Source organism: Methanohalophilus halophilus (assembly GCF_001889405.1).
Classification (GTDB): domain Archaea; phylum Halobacteriota; class Methanosarcinia; order Methanosarcinales; family Methanosarcinaceae; genus Methanohalophilus; species Methanohalophilus halophilus.
In genome coordinates this window covers 1,344,296-1,359,927 of sequence record NZ_CP017921.1, presented here as the reverse complement: position 1 = coordinate 1,359,927, position 15,632 = coordinate 1,344,296, and the positions used below count along the sequence as shown (strand labels likewise).

The 15,632-nt window shown below is 44.3% G+C and carries 28 protein-coding genes and 1 tRNA gene; 1 reads left to right on the top strand and 28 read right to left on the bottom strand.

All coding sequences use genetic code 11. The features are described 5' to 3' along the window. Window positions 1–49 precede the first annotated feature (49 nt). A complete protein-coding gene (locus BHR79_RS07055) occupies window positions 50–544 on the top strand; it encodes an inorganic diphosphatase (protein WP_072561686.1) in 495 nt (164 codons plus the stop codon). Window positions 545–595: 51 nt separating this feature from the next. On the opposite strand, the gene BHR79_RS07050 is transcribed toward BHR79_RS07055, so the two are convergent. The 28 genes from BHR79_RS07050 to rpl4p form a co-directional block, all read right to left on the bottom strand. Next, a tRNA-Ser gene (locus tag BHR79_RS07050) sits at window positions 596–678 on the bottom strand. A 10-nt stretch (window positions 679–688) separates the two neighbouring features. Further along, window positions 689–1,717 (bottom strand): RNA-guided pseudouridylation complex pseudouridine synthase subunit Cbf5, encoded by a 1,029-nt coding sequence (locus BHR79_RS07045; protein WP_083433126.1) that lies wholly within the window; start codon window positions 1,715–1,717, stop codon window positions 689–691. Then, window positions 1,698–2,237 (bottom strand): (d)CMP kinase, encoded by a 540-nt coding sequence (cmk, locus tag BHR79_RS07040; RefSeq protein WP_072561685.1) that lies wholly within the window; start codon window positions 2,235–2,237, stop codon window positions 1,698–1,700. The genes BHR79_RS07045 and cmk overlap by 20 nt, the downstream gene beginning before the upstream one ends. After that, window positions 2,238–2,867 (bottom strand): DUF106 domain-containing protein, encoded by a 630-nt coding sequence (locus BHR79_RS07035; RefSeq protein ID WP_072561684.1) that lies wholly within the window; start codon window positions 2,865–2,867, stop codon window positions 2,238–2,240. Window positions 2,868–2,888: 21 nt separating this feature from the next. Further along, the gene (locus BHR79_RS07030) at window positions 2,889–3,539 is read right to left on the bottom strand and encodes an adenylate kinase (RefSeq protein WP_072561683.1); all 651 of its coding nucleotides are present in this window, start codon (window positions 3,537–3,539) and stop codon (window positions 2,889–2,891) included. A 17-nt stretch (window positions 3,540–3,556) separates the two neighbouring features. Next, window positions 3,557–5,035, bottom strand: coding sequence for a preprotein translocase subunit SecY (secY, locus tag BHR79_RS07025; protein ID WP_072561682.1), 1,479 nt, complete (start codon window positions 5,033–5,035; stop codon window positions 3,557–3,559). An 87-nt stretch (window positions 5,036–5,122) separates the two neighbouring features. Next, window positions 5,123–5,557, bottom strand: a complete 435-nt coding sequence (locus BHR79_RS07020) for an uL15m family ribosomal protein (RefSeq protein ID WP_072561681.1) — start codon at window positions 5,555–5,557, stop codon at window positions 5,123–5,125. Window positions 5,558–5,561: 4 nt separating this feature from the next. Continuing rightward, the gene (locus BHR79_RS07015; protein ID WP_072561680.1) at window positions 5,562–6,023 is read right to left on the bottom strand and encodes a 50S ribosomal protein L30; all 462 of its coding nucleotides are present in this window, start codon (window positions 6,021–6,023) and stop codon (window positions 5,562–5,564) included. Between the two features lie 2 nt (window positions 6,024–6,025). Continuing rightward, entirely contained in the window at window positions 6,026–6,661 is a 636-nt protein-coding gene (locus BHR79_RS07010; RefSeq protein WP_013037787.1) for a 30S ribosomal protein S5, read from the bottom strand. A 9-nt stretch (window positions 6,662–6,670) separates the two neighbouring features. Beyond that, window positions 6,671–7,192 (bottom strand): 50S ribosomal protein L18, encoded by a 522-nt coding sequence (locus BHR79_RS07005; protein ID WP_072561679.1) that lies wholly within the window; start codon window positions 7,190–7,192, stop codon window positions 6,671–6,673. A gap of 46 nt (window positions 7,193–7,238) precedes the next feature. Beyond that, window positions 7,239–7,685: a 50S ribosomal protein L19e gene (locus BHR79_RS07000; RefSeq protein ID WP_072561678.1), complete on the bottom strand. Its 447-nt coding sequence runs from the start codon at window positions 7,683–7,685 to the stop codon at window positions 7,239–7,241. Between the two features lies 1 nt (window position 7,686). Next, on the bottom strand, window positions 7,687–8,112 hold the full coding sequence (locus tag BHR79_RS06995; protein ID WP_072561677.1) for a 50S ribosomal protein L32e: 426 nt from the start codon (window positions 8,110–8,112) through the stop codon (window positions 7,687–7,689). A 14-nt stretch (window positions 8,113–8,126) separates the two neighbouring features. Beyond that, window positions 8,127–8,657 carry a 50S ribosomal protein L6 gene (locus tag BHR79_RS06990; RefSeq protein WP_072561676.1) on the bottom strand — a complete coding sequence of 177 codons (531 nt, stop codon included), beginning with the start codon at window positions 8,655–8,657 and terminating at the stop codon, window positions 8,127–8,129. Between the two features lie 18 nt (window positions 8,658–8,675). Next, a complete protein-coding gene (locus BHR79_RS06985) occupies window positions 8,676–9,068 on the bottom strand; it encodes a 30S ribosomal protein S8 (RefSeq protein WP_013037792.1) in 393 nt (130 codons plus the stop codon). Between the two features lie 11 nt (window positions 9,069–9,079). Further along, window positions 9,080–9,232 (bottom strand): 30S ribosomal protein S14, encoded by a 153-nt coding sequence (locus tag BHR79_RS06980; protein ID WP_013037793.1) that lies wholly within the window; start codon window positions 9,230–9,232, stop codon window positions 9,080–9,082. Further along, the gene (locus BHR79_RS06975; protein WP_072562333.1) at window positions 9,232–9,729 is read right to left on the bottom strand and encodes a 50S ribosomal protein L5; all 498 of its coding nucleotides are present in this window, start codon (window positions 9,727–9,729) and stop codon (window positions 9,232–9,234) included. Before BHR79_RS06975 ends, BHR79_RS06980 begins: the two co-directional genes overlap by 1 nt. Window positions 9,730–9,733: 4 nt before the next feature. Then, on the bottom strand, window positions 9,734–10,444 hold the full coding sequence (locus BHR79_RS06970; protein WP_072561675.1) for a 30S ribosomal protein S4e: 711 nt from the start codon (window positions 10,442–10,444) through the stop codon (window positions 9,734–9,736). A gap of 4 nt (window positions 10,445–10,448) precedes the next feature. Then, window positions 10,449–10,802 (bottom strand): 50S ribosomal protein L24, encoded by a 354-nt coding sequence (gene rplX, locus BHR79_RS06965; RefSeq protein ID WP_072561674.1) that lies wholly within the window; start codon window positions 10,800–10,802, stop codon window positions 10,449–10,451. Between the two features lie 10 nt (window positions 10,803–10,812). Further along, complete coding sequence (locus BHR79_RS06960) at window positions 10,813–11,211, bottom strand: 50S ribosomal protein L14 (protein ID WP_072561673.1); 399 nt, start codon at window positions 11,209–11,211, stop codon at window positions 10,813–10,815. Next, window positions 11,208–11,537, bottom strand: a complete 330-nt coding sequence (locus tag BHR79_RS06955; RefSeq protein WP_072561672.1) for a 30S ribosomal protein S17 — start codon at window positions 11,535–11,537, stop codon at window positions 11,208–11,210. The genes BHR79_RS06960 and BHR79_RS06955 overlap by 4 nt, the downstream gene beginning before the upstream one ends. Before the next feature lie 5 nt (window positions 11,538–11,542). Continuing rightward, window positions 11,543–11,851, bottom strand: coding sequence for a ribonuclease P protein component 1 (gene rnp1, locus BHR79_RS06950; protein WP_072561671.1), 309 nt, complete (start codon window positions 11,849–11,851; stop codon window positions 11,543–11,545). Between the two features lies 1 nt (window position 11,852). Next, window positions 11,853–12,056 (bottom strand): 50S ribosomal protein L29, encoded by a 204-nt coding sequence (rpmC, locus tag BHR79_RS06945; protein ID WP_072561670.1) that lies wholly within the window; start codon window positions 12,054–12,056, stop codon window positions 11,853–11,855. After that, on the bottom strand, window positions 12,056–13,000 hold the full coding sequence (locus BHR79_RS06940; RefSeq protein ID WP_072561669.1) for a 30S ribosomal protein S3: 945 nt from the start codon (window positions 12,998–13,000) through the stop codon (window positions 12,056–12,058). The genes rpmC and BHR79_RS06940 overlap by 1 nt, the downstream gene beginning before the upstream one ends. A 1-nt stretch (window position 13,001) precedes the next feature. Further along, window positions 13,002–13,457, bottom strand: coding sequence for a 50S ribosomal protein L22 (locus BHR79_RS06935; RefSeq protein ID WP_072561668.1), 456 nt, complete (start codon window positions 13,455–13,457; stop codon window positions 13,002–13,004). A gap of 11 nt (window positions 13,458–13,468) precedes the next feature. Next, window positions 13,469–13,882: a 30S ribosomal protein S19 gene (locus BHR79_RS06930; RefSeq protein ID WP_072561667.1), complete on the bottom strand. Its 414-nt coding sequence runs from the start codon at window positions 13,880–13,882 to the stop codon at window positions 13,469–13,471. Between the two features lie 13 nt (window positions 13,883–13,895). Next, window positions 13,896–14,609 (bottom strand): 50S ribosomal protein L2, encoded by a 714-nt coding sequence (locus tag BHR79_RS06925; protein WP_072360003.1) that lies wholly within the window; start codon window positions 14,607–14,609, stop codon window positions 13,896–13,898. A gap of 11 nt (window positions 14,610–14,620) precedes the next feature. Next, window positions 14,621–14,869 carry a 50S ribosomal protein L23 gene (locus BHR79_RS06920; protein WP_013037805.1) on the bottom strand — a complete coding sequence of 83 codons (249 nt, stop codon included), beginning with the start codon at window positions 14,867–14,869 and terminating at the stop codon, window positions 14,621–14,623. After that, on the bottom strand, window positions 14,866–15,627 hold the full coding sequence (gene rpl4p / locus BHR79_RS06915) for a 50S ribosomal protein L4 (protein WP_072561666.1): 762 nt from the start codon (window positions 15,625–15,627) through the stop codon (window positions 14,866–14,868). Before rpl4p ends, BHR79_RS06920 begins: the two co-directional genes overlap by 4 nt. Window positions 15,628–15,632 lie beyond the last annotated feature (5 nt).

The following is a 15,632-nucleotide window of genomic DNA, read 5'->3' as shown; positions in this document are numbered from 1 at the left end:
ACCATGATGAAATAGAATAGAGGCAAATATAATAAAACAAGGTGTGAAGATGGTTAAAAGACAAATTGAAAGTGTACTTATAGAAATTCCAAAAGGAAGTCGAAATAAATATGAGTATGACAAGGAAAAGGAAATGATAAAGTTTGACAGGATGCTTTTTTCTTCGATGGTCTATCCCTGTGATTACGGTTTCTTTCCCAACACCCTTGCACTTGACGGAGACCCTTTAGATGCATTGGTATTAACATGGGAACCCACATTCCCCGGTTGTTTGATAGATGTGCACCCTGTTGCACTATTTGATATGAAGGATGATAAAGGCAGAGATGAAAAGATACTATGTGTTCCGGAAAGTGACCCATTGTGGATACACATAGAAATAATAGATCAGGTCCCACCTCATCTGTTAAAGGAGATTACTCATTTTTTTGAGACGTATAAAAACTTAGAAAATAAAGATGTGGAGATAATCGGATGGAAAAGTCTGGAAAATGCAATCAATGTAATTAAAGAAGCTAAAAACAGACACATAAACCAAAAGTAACTTTCTGCAAATAATCCCTATTAGATCTTAACACCTATTGAAAAAGAGAGACGCTGAGGGGGAGATTCGAACTCCCGAGGGGTCAAGCCCCACAAGCTTTCCAGGCTTGCGCCGTACCGCTAGACTACCTCAGCAAATATGATTTCATGTACGCTGCATACGTTTTGTATTCCAGCGACTCGGATAAACATCGGCATCCATTATTACTCTTTCGGTGATAGCAGCAATTCCGCTGGATAAATCCAGGATCTCAGATGAGTCCATTGATGCTTTTGCAAGAGCAACAACTTCACCTTTCAAACTAAAAACAGCAACATCAGCCTTTTTTTGGACATCAGAATCGAGACCGACAATACCCGGTACTGTAAGTGCTGCCCCATGACAAATCGCACTCACGGCGGAATCACGGATTGTGATGTGCGGCAAGTGTACAAGGGCTTCCTCCATTGGCCTAATAATACGACGCAAATGGTCTTCATCACCATTTTCCTGCCAGAATACAAAAGCGTCTTTCAGGTCATGCAGAGTGACAAGCGATGACTCATCAAATGGTCCTGTACCAACCCTTCTGAGCTGTTGCATATGGGCCCCACAGCCAATCACAAGCCCGATATCATGACAGAGTTTGCGTATATAGGTTCCTGCCTCACATCTAACCCTGAAAAGTACAAGATCGTCTTCGACTTCCAGAACATCAAAGGAATAAATATTGCGCGTCCTGATAGCACGCTTGACTGCCGAAACTACAGGAGGGGTCTGGTATATAGGACCGGTAAATTCATCGCATACCTTTCGCACACGTTCTTCAGGAACATTTTCATGGAGGCGCATGAGGCAGATATATTCCTTGGCTGAAAGACGAAGTGCGGAGACAGCTTTTGTTGCCTTACCCAGCATAATCGGCAAGACCCCTGTCACACGTGGATCCAGGGACCCTGAATGGCCTGCTCTGGGAAGTTCAAGCATATCCCTGACCCACGCAGTGACCTCATGACTTGTAGGCCCAGCAGGTTTGTCAAGGTTTACCACTCCCATCCTGATGTAAAAAGAGAGAGGACGCTTAAGAGGAGGACAACCATAAGACGGATCTGTATGAGCAGCTGCTTTGAGAATATATTCCCTTTGTCGGGTTAAATCGTAATCAGCATTAATATTATTCGTTAAAAAACCCACCCAGATTATCAATTGCGGCCTTTAATATATCACATATCTGGTATTGGTTCCAGCGGTTTGACTCGATCACCAGATCATAGATTGAAAGGTCATTTATATCTATATCATATATTTCGCGATATCTCAAAGCTTCGGAAGATTCCCTTTCTATTGTTTCGTTGAGTTTTGCTTCAAAAGAAGAACCTTCACGCCCAACGATACGTTCAACACGGACCTTTCGGGATGCTTTGAGCCATATACACAGTGCTTCATCACCTGCCATATGACCGGCAAGCCTGCCCTCCAGAATTATGTTATCCCGGCTTAAAGCAATATCTTGCTGTCTCTCATCAATCATCCTGTCTATTGCAGGATCGGATTCGGCAAGTTTTCCAAATTCACCCAGACTCATGGAATGTTCTTTTGCAAGATTGCGGAAAACGTCACCTGCTGAAATCATTTCGATGTCATAATGCAAGGCGAGCATGCGGGACACGGTGGTGGTTCCACTGCCCGGAAGACCGCTTATAGTAAGAAGCATTCACACGCCACCGATATCCAGAGCCTTTCGCACAACCTGACTGATAGCCAGAGAAGTGATAAAATACCAGAATATCCAGTACTGGATAGGCCCGATTATAGGAGTTGTCAGAAGGGTCTCACCCATGAAGGGGAATGTAAGTACAGCACTACCATGTTCACTTATGTAGTAATATGCCCACATGAAAAGTGGAAGGGATATAATACTAATATAGGCCATTGGCTTGAACTGCTGCTTGGACATTTCCATCTGGTCAGACATCATTTCCTTACGCTGCTCATCCAGTTTATTGATCATGTAATTGTTCTGGGCCAACTGCGCTTCACGATACTCCTTTTGGAAAGATTTCATACGCTCCTGAGTACTGCGCATAAGTTCCCAGTCAATAGTATATTTCTGGATAAGAGAAGCATAAAGAGCAGTAATGGCAGCCATGATAAAAAGCATAACATGGAAATTACTCTCACCAACCAGCATGATGATTGGGTCCATTATAATTCCCACAATCGATCCGATTATTTCCCTGCCTTCCTCGCCAATCAGAACGATTCCAAGCATAAGAGATATACCTACAGCTATGACAAATCTTTCAAGCAGCTGTTTTAATTTTGCATTTTCCAAGGCAACCATCACCGACATTTTTCATTAAATTCAATTCACATATTTATCAAGGACACCACGAATATCATCAAATACATCCTTTATGTCCTTTTCGCCATTGATATGCACCACTAAATCCTTGTTAGCATAATAATCTATCAATGGCTGTGTCTTATTTTTATAGGATTCCAAACGCTGGCGAATGACTTCTTCCTTATCATCATCACGCTGGTACAGTTGTCCCCCACAGGAGTCACAGAGACCTTCATTTTTTGGAGGATTGAACTTTATGTGATAACTGTTACCACATTTACACATGTAACGACCGGAAAGGCGTCCTACAAGTTCTTCATCCGGAACATCAATATTCAGCACGACATCCAGTGGCATTCCGATTTCATCAAGAATACCATCCAGGGCATCAGCCTGTGGTATTGTACGGGGATAACCATCCAGCAAATAACCTTTCTTGCAATCAGGTTCTGCCAGACGATTTTTAATAATACCTATCAGAACTTCATCGGGCACAAGTTCTCCGCGGTTCATGTAATGCTCCGCCTTTTTGCCCAGTTCGGTTCCTTGCTTTACATTGGCCCTGAGGATATCCCCCGTAGAGATATGGGGAATATCATAGTATCTGGAAAGTTCTTTGGCCTGGGTGCCTTTTCCGGCACCCGGTGGCCCAAATAACACCACATTCATATTTTTACTTCCTAATATTACTCCTGTCCGAAGAAAGACCGCATCATTGGATGCATTTCCATCATCTGTTCAGAAGCGATGTCTTCATACAACCTGTAGACAATACTTACAGTCAACAGAAGACCTGTACCACCTGCTCCACCAATGGTACCAAGCAAACTGGCAACCAATGTCAGAACACCGATAAATGCACCACCTATTATAGTAACCTTGGGAATATAGCGGTCCATTACCTTTTCAATACTGCCAATATTTCTCCTGAAACCGGGAATCTGCATACCGGAATTAAACACTTTTCTGGCCGTGGGTTTGGCACCCATTCCTGTAGTCTCTATCCAGAACAGCGCAAATATGATACCACCGGCAATCAGGAAGGCTGCATCCACAATTACGTGGAGACCAATCTGCCAGAGTTCAGGGGCAGCCACACCATAACCTGTAAAGGTTTCCTGTACTAAAGAAGGAATCCAGTCATAAGGACTATGGATAGGAGCCAAGTAATACATTAACCCGTTTATAGGGGTTGAACCGGAGTATTCTCCAAAAATTGTAATACCCCGACCTGCAAGCATAAGACCGATTAACTGTATGTTTGCCTGTAGTGCCCTGACAAGGATCATCGGCAGAACTGAAGCATAGATCAATTTCACAGGGAAACGACCTCTTGCCCCTTTCACAGAACTATGTGCAAGAGGAATTTCAATACGGGTACTTTCTGCATATACGACCAAAAAGAAGATTGCAACTGTAGTGATAAGCGCCAATATCCCACCCTGTATCAGGATAAACATGAAACCATCACCGGAGAAAAGATAATCTGCTCCTACATTCTGGATGATATAAAGCCATTTGGGAATAATACCGGAAGGCAATCCTGATGAATCGGGTACCCAGTTAATTAAACCAGTCACAATCTGCTGAGAAACACCCGCAACAATGAAAAGTCCTACACCAGATCCAATACCCCATTTGGAAACAATTTCGTCCATAAAGAGGATCAATACTCCACCCACACATATCTGGAGGAATATCAGGAATGTAATTACTCCCAGACCCACTCCCAGAGATGCGGCAATACCTGCATCAGGCTGAATGTAACCTCCAATAATCTGAGGCAGCGCAGTAAGTACAATCATAACGAATACTAGGAACTTTTGGGCACCCTGGAAAAATGCTTGATCCCGGGGATCTGACATGTCCAGTTTTATAATATCTGCACCTGTGAGAAGCTGAAGAACAATGGATGCAGTAACAATAGGCCCAATACCAAGAAGCATCAAAGAACCAGAAGCTCCAGCAAAGAAAGCCCTGTATTGTTCGAATAGGTCAATGGATTCCGAGGAAAGCCCAAACAGAGGTACATTTGCAAGAGCAAAGTACAGCATGAGGATCCCCAGAGTCCACAGCAGTTTATTCTTGAAGTGAACATGCCCTTCCGGACTTGCCACAGCAGGTAATCTGTTAAAAAACGGTTCTAAACTTTCCTTAAAGCTCATCAATTACACCTTTTGCCGGGTTCCAATATTGTAATATATAAATGTAAATATATCGGACAGGTTAATAAGAGTAATGTCATTTAGACATTACTCTTTTATAGCAACACATGATCCGCCGGCTTCCTCGATCTTTGATCGAGCAGATCCGGAAAAACTGGATGCTGTAATTTCCATTTTTTTGTTAACCTTTCCTGAGCCCAGAACTTTTTCAATTTCCAGGTCTGCAAGATTGATCTTATAGACACCATCCTCAACATTTGCAAGACCATCCACTACAAGCTGGTCTGCAAGTTCATCAAGTTCACCCACATTTACAATGGAAACTTCATGAATTGATTTCAAAGGACGTTTGAATCCATACTTACCGTGGGTGTAACCACCCTGGAGTGCAAGGACAAAGTGGTGATTCACTTCGCCACATCTGCCACGCCCACCGCGGTTTCCAGCACCACGCCTGTTTTTGGTAGTACCGCCACCACAGGTTCTGGAACCCCTGTACTTCTTTGTTTGAGTTTTACCCATGATCTCACCTCATCTTGTTAAGAAGAACATTGATGTTTTCATCATGGTTACCAAGTACCCCACCCTTCTGAGTAGGTCTCTTGATACCTGAATGACCTTTCCTTGGAGGATGCAACCTGAATACGGGTTTCAGACCTGGAACTGCGGAAAAACTGGCTTTGCCTTCGGAAACAGCTTCTGCAAAAGAAGCAATCGAATCAAAATCTGTATTTTCAGCAATGTATTCATCGGTAAGGGAAATCCCACCTTCAACTTTACCACGATTGGCAAGAATCTGGGCAAGGGTTTGTGCGTCAATCTTACCATAAGCCACGTAGTCCTTCACTTTCTGGATCATACCACTGTTATTGGGTGTCTCATCGAGTATCACACAGTGATTTATACGATTCAGGCGAAGCATAGTTAATGTATCAGAAATTGTTTTCCTGACATTAACATTTCCACGCATTCTTATAACCGCATACATTTTCAGGCCTCCTTACATTCCATTTTGAGAGGTTCCCTAATTGTACCGGTATGCTTGAGAGCATTGTAAGTTGCTTTGGCAAAATTGAGGGTAGTTCTGGTCTGACCTTCGGTCCTTGTCCAGACATCCTTGATACCGGCCTTTTCAAGCACTTTTCTTGCAGTGTCCCCTGCAGCAAGACCAAGACCCCTGGGAGCTGGTTTGAGTTCTACATTAACACTGCCTGCTTTGCCACGCACCTCGGAAGGAACAGTATGTGGAAGTCCACAACCACATTCCCAGGAACCACAGCCACGTTTTACACGAGTAATGTTCATCTTAGCGTTGCGAATTGCCTTGCGGATAGCAGGTCCAACCTGTCCGTCTTTGGCCTGACCAAGACCTACATACCCGTCACCATTTCCTACAATAACTGTTGCCCTGAACTTGACACGTCTTCCAGAATCAGTCATCCTCTGAACCATGTTAATATCAAGTACTTCATCTTCAAGACCGGGTAACAGTATATCCACAATATTAGATTCCCTGATTGGCAAACCTGACTCAATAGCTTCATCCATGGAAGTTATCTGTCCTTCAGCTACCAGACTGCCAAGTCTTGTAAGAGGAACCCAATCTTCTTCATATTGATATGCCATATAACCACCTTAATTGAAATCCGAAAGGATCTTTTCTTTTGTCGCCTCGAAAACCTCTGGCAGATTTGATCCTTCAAGATATTCTGCCACATGTTCTCCACTTATGCGCTCATCTGATGGGAATACAGCAGGATTGTGCGGGATATCCATTCCGGAATCCACTACACCTTTAAGAGCTGCATAGACTTTACAACCGGCAGAGGGAGATTGTAATCCAATATCCAGAACACCTGTTTCATAGCCTTCAGCAAGCGCTTTGTTTCCAAAAAGCAAGCCTGTAAGATAAGCTGCAGTGGTGTTGCTGGTAGATCCCTCATAACCGTATTTGCCCAATTCGCCTGAAATTGCGGAGACAAGAGTTTCGTCTCCTTCATTATTTGGAATTACCAGCTGTATCCTGACATTCCTAATACTTTTCCTAACAACAAGACGATTTTCTTTTGAAAGGAGCAGTCTCAGACGTTGGTGATAATCAGTACGCCCTTCCCTTCGTCTTCTGAAAGGAACTTTATAACGGGGGCCTGTTGCCATGATTTATCCTCCAACATATAATATGTAAATTCATTTTAATCAATACTCATTCATCTTTTCCGATATCCAGGTGAGCTTCAAGATGAGCAACACTTCTGTATTCCCCACCTTTGGCTTTCCTGTAAACCTTACAATAGGTGGATCTGTCGAGTGTACCATCATCACGAAGTTCTTTGAGCCTGCGACGAAGTGCACGGATCTTTTTCATCCATTGCTCTTTACGAGGGTTTCTTGCACCTTTCTTACCTTTTCTGGATCCATGACCCTTTCTGTGGCCATATTTCCTCTTGGCATCCCTTGCACGAGCCCTGCCACGACTTACACCTTTTACCGGTGCAGACTTAATATTACCACTTTCAACAAGTTCACGAATATCTTCCCTTGTGATCGCAGCAGCGATATCCTCCGATGCTTCGGGGTCAAGCCAGACACGGTTCAGGCCGCACCCTAATACTTTAGATGCGATCCTGCGCTGGTTGTTGAGATTTGTCATCTCACTGACCTCCTTTGCGATTGAATATCTTTATACCCATTTCATCCGCTTTGGATTCAATAAGAGCTCTTTTCCTGCCGCCGACTTTGCCGGATATACGGATTGCCTGTATGGAGGCATCGATATCTTCCACATCAGCCGGGTTGTGCACAAGCACCTCTACAAAGCCGGATGGATGTAACCCCTTTACTGTTTTGGGACTTCCATAACCTACCTGTGCGATAGCACCCTTTGCAACATAATGTCTACGCAGTTTGCCCTGCAAACCTCTGGGACGTCTCCAGTTGGAATCAAGACGCTTGAATTTGTGGGAACCCGCTCTTTTGAAAGTGGGTTTTTTACTTTTCTGGATTTTGCGTGCCTTAAAAAGCCTTTTACATTCGGCATCTTCGAAAAGCCCACATTTTAAATCAGTATTCTCTTCCATTAAGACCACCTATCTCAACTCTTCTCAATAAGATATAATCCGTCCTGGAATACACGGGGATCAAAAGATTTGATGCGGGTAATCTGTTCCATATTGGAAGCAGTTTGTCCTACATCTTCCCTGTTGATGCCAGTAATTGTCACTTCATCAGAGCTGGTTTTGACTTTGGTTTCACCAATTATTCTGGAAACCCTTGCTCTTTTCTCACCAAGGAAATTATTGATAAGCAATTTATCTCCTTCAACTTTAAGCTGCATTGGAAAGTGAGAGTAAACTACTTTCATCTTATACTCAAAACCATTGACAACACCATCCATAAGATTGCGTATGTGAGAAGCAAAGGTTCCAACCATTGCTTTTTGCCTTTTCCTTACGGACTGACAATCCACAGTTACTTCAGATTCATCAACGGTAATAGTGATCCCGGGATACCAGAGACGCTTTGTGTTGGTACCTTTTTCTCCTGAGGCGGTGAATGCCTTATTTTCATAAGAAACTGTCACACCTTCAGGGATTGGGATTGCCTTTTTCGTTTCTTTAACCATATCAACTTCCCCTTATCTTCAGTAGACAAACGAAAGGAGCTGACCTCCGACATTTTGCTCACGTGCCTGGTACTGGGAGATTACCCCAGCAGGAGTAGTGAGAATTAATGTACCGAAGTTTCTTGCAGGAAGGAATTGCTTTTCCCATTTTTCGAGGTTATCAGCACCTACTGAATGTCTGGGTTTAATAGCACCACATTTGTTTATCCTTCCGGCAAGTTCAACCTTATAGAGACCAGCTTTGCCGTCATCTTCAAACTCAAATTCACCGATATATCCGGATTCTTTCATTACTTTCAGGACGTTGCCAATCAGTTTTGATGCAGGTTTGACGGTACATTCCTGTTTACCTACGGATTCTGCATTCTTAATTACCGACAGAGCATCTGCAAGAGGATCTAATAATACCATAATCAATCACCTCATGTATATTTTTCAAAACCCATTTCATGGGCTACTTCCCTGAAACAATGCCTGCAAAGGTAGATGCCGTATTTACGGATCAATCCCTGCTTACGACCACATCTTCTGCACTCGCTGGCACCACGTCCAAAACTTTTCTTGGTTTGTACCATTATACGACCTCCACCGCATATTTCTCCTTGAAGAATGAAATTGAATCATCCTTTGTTATTTTATGTGAACTGGAGATTTTATGTTTTGAAGCACGCCTTTTCTTGACCCTGTAACCCGGACGGTTTACTATGACATTTATGTCCATTCCAAAGATACCGATATTCGGATCATATCTCATTCCAGGGAAATCAGTGTGCTCCTCTATTCCAAAAGCCACGTTTCCATCATTATCAAACTGGGAAGCAGAAAGTCTTTTCTCAATGATGTTAATCGACGTTGAAAGAAAATCTTCTGCATTCTTTCCCCTGAGGGTTACTTTACATCCTATTGGCTCATGCTTTTTGATACCAAAGGAAGGCATGGTTCTTCTGGAATAACATCTGACAACTCCCTGTCCGGTGATAGTTGACAATATTCCTTCTGCATCAACAAGATGCTGACCACTCTCTCCTACACCCATATGGACAATTACCTTGTCAACCCTGGGATCTCTCATGGGATTAGTCAATCAGCTCACCACCCATTGCAATTTCAGGTTCGTTTTCGCCAATTACAAAAACATAATCCTCAATTGTTTCGAAATCGGTTGCTCCTGAAATGGAGACCGTATTCTTCTTGGAACTGAGAACGGTGTTTATCTCGGCAATCTTTCCGACCTCTCCGGTGTGGCTACCGCCTACAATCAGGGCAAGATTACCTTCTTTGTATTCGATGTGCTTGAGGATCTCTTTACCAGGAATGGACATCACAATAGAATCCTTCCTGTTGTAATCGTTTGATCCAAGCACATTGGACCCGTCGTCGAGATTAAGCTGTAACCTGCCACCTTTTATACAGGTCTTTCCGTCAATCCTGCAAAGCTTCTTTTCCTCGATACCTTCCATTTTCTGGAGGGAAAGCCTTCCCATTCTGTCAAGCAAAACCCTGTAAGAAGTGTTATCGGAAGGAATGGTAATAATATCCATTATCCCTACGGGTAAACGAACATCTTTCCGTACTACACCGTCAACCAGAACTTTCCCTTCGGAAAGGACTCTTTTTGCCTCTGCCCTGTTATCCACTATGCCAAGCATATCACGAAGCACTACGGCAAGAGGTACGCTCTGGTCTTTGTTGTGAGGGCCTGGCCTTGTAGAGGTTATCCATTTTCTAGATTTCTTGGATATCTGCCAGCTCTTCGGGACAGATATTCTCTTTTGATGTTTGCCCACACTATCACCTGCTCTTTAATAATCTTGATTCTCTCTGTTTATCTTTCAAATCCAGTGATGTAATCATTACATTTGACGGATAAAGCGGCCTGGGCACTTCAGTCCCATCTGCCTTGGTGACGTAGACGCCCTCAATCACAATCATTCCACTTTTTAGAGAAGCACCTTCTACCAATCCTTTTGTTCCTGCATGGTCACCACGCATTATCTGTACGGTATCGCCTACCGCTACAGTTGCGTTGCGCCCGTACTTGGAACGCAGGTCCTGGGAAAGAGGAGCCTTCATATATTTTTGTTTGACGTGGAGAGGGGCAGTGCCACGTGCCTTTCTCTGTTTTCTTGGCTGTTTTGACACCATATTGATTACCTCACACAATCATTGATGCTGTAGTCCCTATCTTGGGGAAACGTTCTGCAACTTCCCTGGCAATGGGACCCTTGATGTCTGTTCCTTTGGGAAAACCGGTGGGATCTGTGATTACCACTGCGTTATCCTCAAAGCTAACCCGGGTTCCATCCGGCCTGCGGAATTCTTTCCTCTGCCTGACAACTACTGCGTGGAGGATCTGTCTTCTCATTTCAGGAGTTCCTTTCTTGACAGAAACAACACACATATCGCCTAGACCTGCTTTTGGCTGACGGTTCTTCACACCACGGTATTTCTTGACAGAAATAATTTCCACAGTCCTTGCACCCGTATTGTCGACACAGTCGATACGTGCACCGGCGTTGAGGCATTTGGGGACACTGGAACGCATTCCTTTCATACCTGTGCCTCCGCCTTAACAACTACATAAGCTTTGGTCTTGCTCAGGGGACGGCATTCTGCTATTGTTACAATGTCCCCTTCCTTTGCATCAATGCAAGAAGGATTATGAGCATGTATCTTTGACTGACGTTTCTCGTACCGCTGGTACTTATTGATGAATTTATCATATTTTCGCTGGATTACAACTGTCCTGTCCATACTGTCACTGACTACCTTTCCAGACAACACCTGTCCCCTTACGGGAAGAGTGCCATGGAAAGGACAATTTACGTCGTCACATTCTTCGGAAGGCTCAGGAACATCCAATCCAATGTTTCGTGCCATGATTATTACCTCATGCGTAATTTCCTGATATTCTTGGTCCTGTTTTCGGGTTGTGAGAGCAAGAGGGTGCCCCCGACCTCTACTGATGTGGCCGGGGAACATCCAGAACCAACTGGAAGATGAAACACAAATGTGGAACCCATTTTTGGTACTTGTTTTTCGTACATATCTTCGACCTCGATTACCAACATGTTACGTGTTTCATCAACTATTTTTCCATTAATGCCTGCAAGATATTGATTGGTAGAATCAACCACCTCAACCATCAATCCTATCAATTCGTGATAGATCAGGTTTTGGGGTGATATATCCAATTTATATCTCCTTCATTTCCCTCTGGATTGTTTTTATTCTCGCAATCGTCCTCTTAAGTTCCTTAATACGACCGGGATTTTCAGGCGCGCCACCTGCAGAGGAAAGGGCACGTTCCTTGATAAGCTCGTTCATGAGTTTTTCAAGTTCATCTACTTTTTCATGGGGAGACATATCCCTGATTTCCTTTACACGAAGGATTGCCATCAGTTATCCCCCCTGTGAACACGTGCCATGGGATGCCAGTAATCATGTCCTTCATGCTTGTGCTGCCATACACCTTCAACAAGCCTGCGCTGCTCACCTGGAAGTTGTTCATCTTCAGGTTCCGGAACATTTTCTTCAGAGCCTTCAGTGGATTCAACTTCTTCGAATTCTGCTTTAACTTCCGGTTCTGCCTCAGGTACTTCTTCAGCAGCTTTTGCTTCTGTTGCTTCTTCTGTGGATTCAACATCTTCAGCTTCTGCAACTTCACCGGTTGCTTCTGCTTCCACAAGTTCTTCAACGCCAGCACTTTCAGCTTCTTCAGGAGCAACTTCTGCAACTGCCTCTTCCACAACCTCTCTAAGGTGGTAGGAATCTGGCAACACAGCACCCGGATGGATAATTCTCACTTTACAGCCAATTGTACCGAGTTTTTTAACGGCTACTGCGAACCCTTCGTCCACAATATCATCAACAGGTTTTCCTGCGTGTTTGATATAGCCGTTTACCATTTTCTCGACTCTTGACCTTGCACCGGTAACCTTTCCGGAGAGGATTATTTCACACCCAAGAGCACCGGAATTCATAATGGCACGCATTGCATTGTGACCTGCTTTCCTGAAATACCAGCCACGTTCAATGGAAGAAGCAAGCCTTGTTGCCATCATCTGGGCATTCAGTTCTGGCCTCTTTACTTCCTGTGCATCAATCTGAGGGTTATCAAGATTATAAAGACGCCCGACATCTCTTGTGAGTCTTCGGATGACCTTTCCGGCCTTACCTATAACCATACCGGGTTTTTCGGAATAAACAACAATCTGCGTCCCCATCGGGGTTCGATTGATCTCCATGCCACCATAACCGGCACGGCTCAGCTGGTTTGCGAAATATTCGTCAAGCGAGGCTTTTACATAGCCATCCTCAACAAATTTCTTCTCTACTGCCATTTTAGCGCACCTCGCTCAGAATAATTTCGATATTTACAGTCTCCGTATTCTTGGGGGTAGCCCTTCCACGAGCCCTGGGGCGCATTCCATGGATAACCCTGCCCTTCTTTGTAGAAACATGGTTTATGTACATGTGAGAAGGATCAAGACCCTTGTATTCCGCATTGCTCTCAGCATTCTCTATAAGTTTGAGAACTTCTGCAGCCACTTTTACAGGATAACGACCTGCTGCCATTGGACCTTTCTTGTGCCCAAGACTGTCATTGTGCCTCCTGAATGGTACAGCCCTTTTGAAATCGATTACCTCTCCAAGATAATTCTTTGCAGATGTAGAACGCATTCCTTTAAGCTCCCGACAGAGTTCACGTGACTTCTTGGGAGAGATATGTAGCTCTGAACCCATAGCTCTGGCACTTGTTGCTGGCTCAAGTTCCGTTGAATAATCAATTCTTGCCATTAACAATCACCTCACTTAAGTGGTACGAATTTACTGGAACGGGTTGCACCAACACCAGCGCTTCCGTGGGAAACTCTGCCTCTTGTCTGTGCGAATTCTCCAAACCTGTGACCTACCATCTCAGGCTGTACATCTACACTTACGAATTCTTTACCGTTGTAAACCGCAATTTGCTTACCTACCATTTCAGGGAAAATTATCATTGCCCTGTGGTGGGTTCGCACACTATCCTTTCCAGCCCTGAATTTCTCCAGGACTTTTTTATGCCCATCGGGAAGCCCACGGCGAATGGTCCTCCTTTCCCTTGCGGGAAGAAGTTCGGCGAATTGCTCAATACTCAATTCCTTGAGCTCATCCACAGATTTGCCCCGATAGGTATATTCTCCTTTCCTCTTTGGTAACCTTGATGAAGTTTTTTTAGCCATATATACACCTCATTTAACGCTTTCCGGTCCTCCGGGCTGCAATCTGTCCTACTTTCCTGCCAGGCGGGGCGTTCCTGCCTACGGTAGTTGGTTTGCCGGGATGTTGCCTGTTACCTCCACCGAATGGGTGGTCAATAACATTCATTGCAATACCGGAAACTCTCGGATACTTGGCTGCCCTGGATCTCAATTTGTGATACTTCTTACCGGCCTTCAGGAAAGGCTTCTCGGCACGTCCGCCACCAGCAACAACCCCAATAGATGCCCTGCATTTTGGATTCAGCCATTTCATTTCACCTGAAGGAAGCTGGACAACTGTCCTATTCCTTTCATGACCCACAAGGGTAGCATAGGCACCGGATGAACGAGCAAAAGCTCCACCATCGTTTGGTTTGGATTCTATGTTGCAGAGTGGTACACCTTCCGGAATCTCAGCCAGCGGGAGAATGTTACCCTGTTTGATCTCTGCAGAGATACCGCACTCAATGCGATCTCCTATACCGATACTTTCCGGAACGAGAATTAAACGTTCTTCGCCACTTTCAAAGGAAACCCTTGCGATGGGGGCAGATCTTGCTGGATCATGGACAATTTCCACCACATCGGCAAAAATTGTGCTGCCTTCTTCAACTGAAGGATGCTTAAGAGCAGCTTTATAGCGATGTGAAGGTGCCCTGTATGTAGGTGTTCCACGACCCCTGTTCTGTGATATAATTCGTCTTGCCATAAATCAACACCTCACATCAAACCAATACGTGTAGCAATCTCGTGTGCTGCATCTACTTCATCAAATGTGACAAGAGCCTTTTTTTCTCCCTTCATCGTTGTCGTTGTGCAAACGGACTTTACGGGGAAACCGTAGATCTTTATCACATCTTCCTTGATCTGGCTCTTGTTGGCACGGGTATCGACAACAAACTGAAGTTTGTTATCCTCCATATGCGTCATAGCTTTTTCGGTGATGAACGGGAATTTAATAGCGCTCATATGAACATGTCCTCCAGACTGGATATTGCGGATTCTGTCCATACCGTCAGTCGTCCTGCCTTTGCACCGGGTGCAAGTAATTCAGTATAAAGTGAATCTACTGTTGTAACATCCACACCTGGCAGATTACGTGCCGAGCGGAATATTGGACTTTCTGAACCGGCAACGATCAGAACACTCTTTTTGTTTTTGTATTTCCTTCCTCTCATCTTACCTTTACCGGCCCTGATGGAACGGCTGTTTTTGGCACGCAGGACATCATCATAAGCACCTGCTGCTTCGAGGAATTTAATAACTTCTGCTGTTTTCTCAACATCCTGCAGGGCATTTTCTGCTACAAGAGGCAGGGAAGAGTCACATACATGACCTCGTCCTTTCACGAGTTCTGCATTAATTGTAGCTGCTATTGCAGAGCGAACTGCAAGACGTTTCTCTTTTTTGTTAACTTTCTCAGTCCTGTCAGCTTCAGGTTTTGGTGGATGGGTACGCCTTCCGCCTACTGCCTGGGGCACTCTTGCAACCCGGCTTCCGTTGACAAGCCTTGGGATCTGAGCAACACCTCTACCGGACCCCCAGGATACTGCAGAAGTTTCCATTCCGGCATACATCTTGGGACCATAGGGCTGGTACCTTTTAGACTGGGAAGAAAGCACGGTCCTTTTGATAAGATCCGGCCTGTAAATCTCTTCGAAAACATCGGGTAAGGTTATTTCACCTTTGGAATTACCTGAAATATCAAGAATATTTGCTGTGACCATTTATC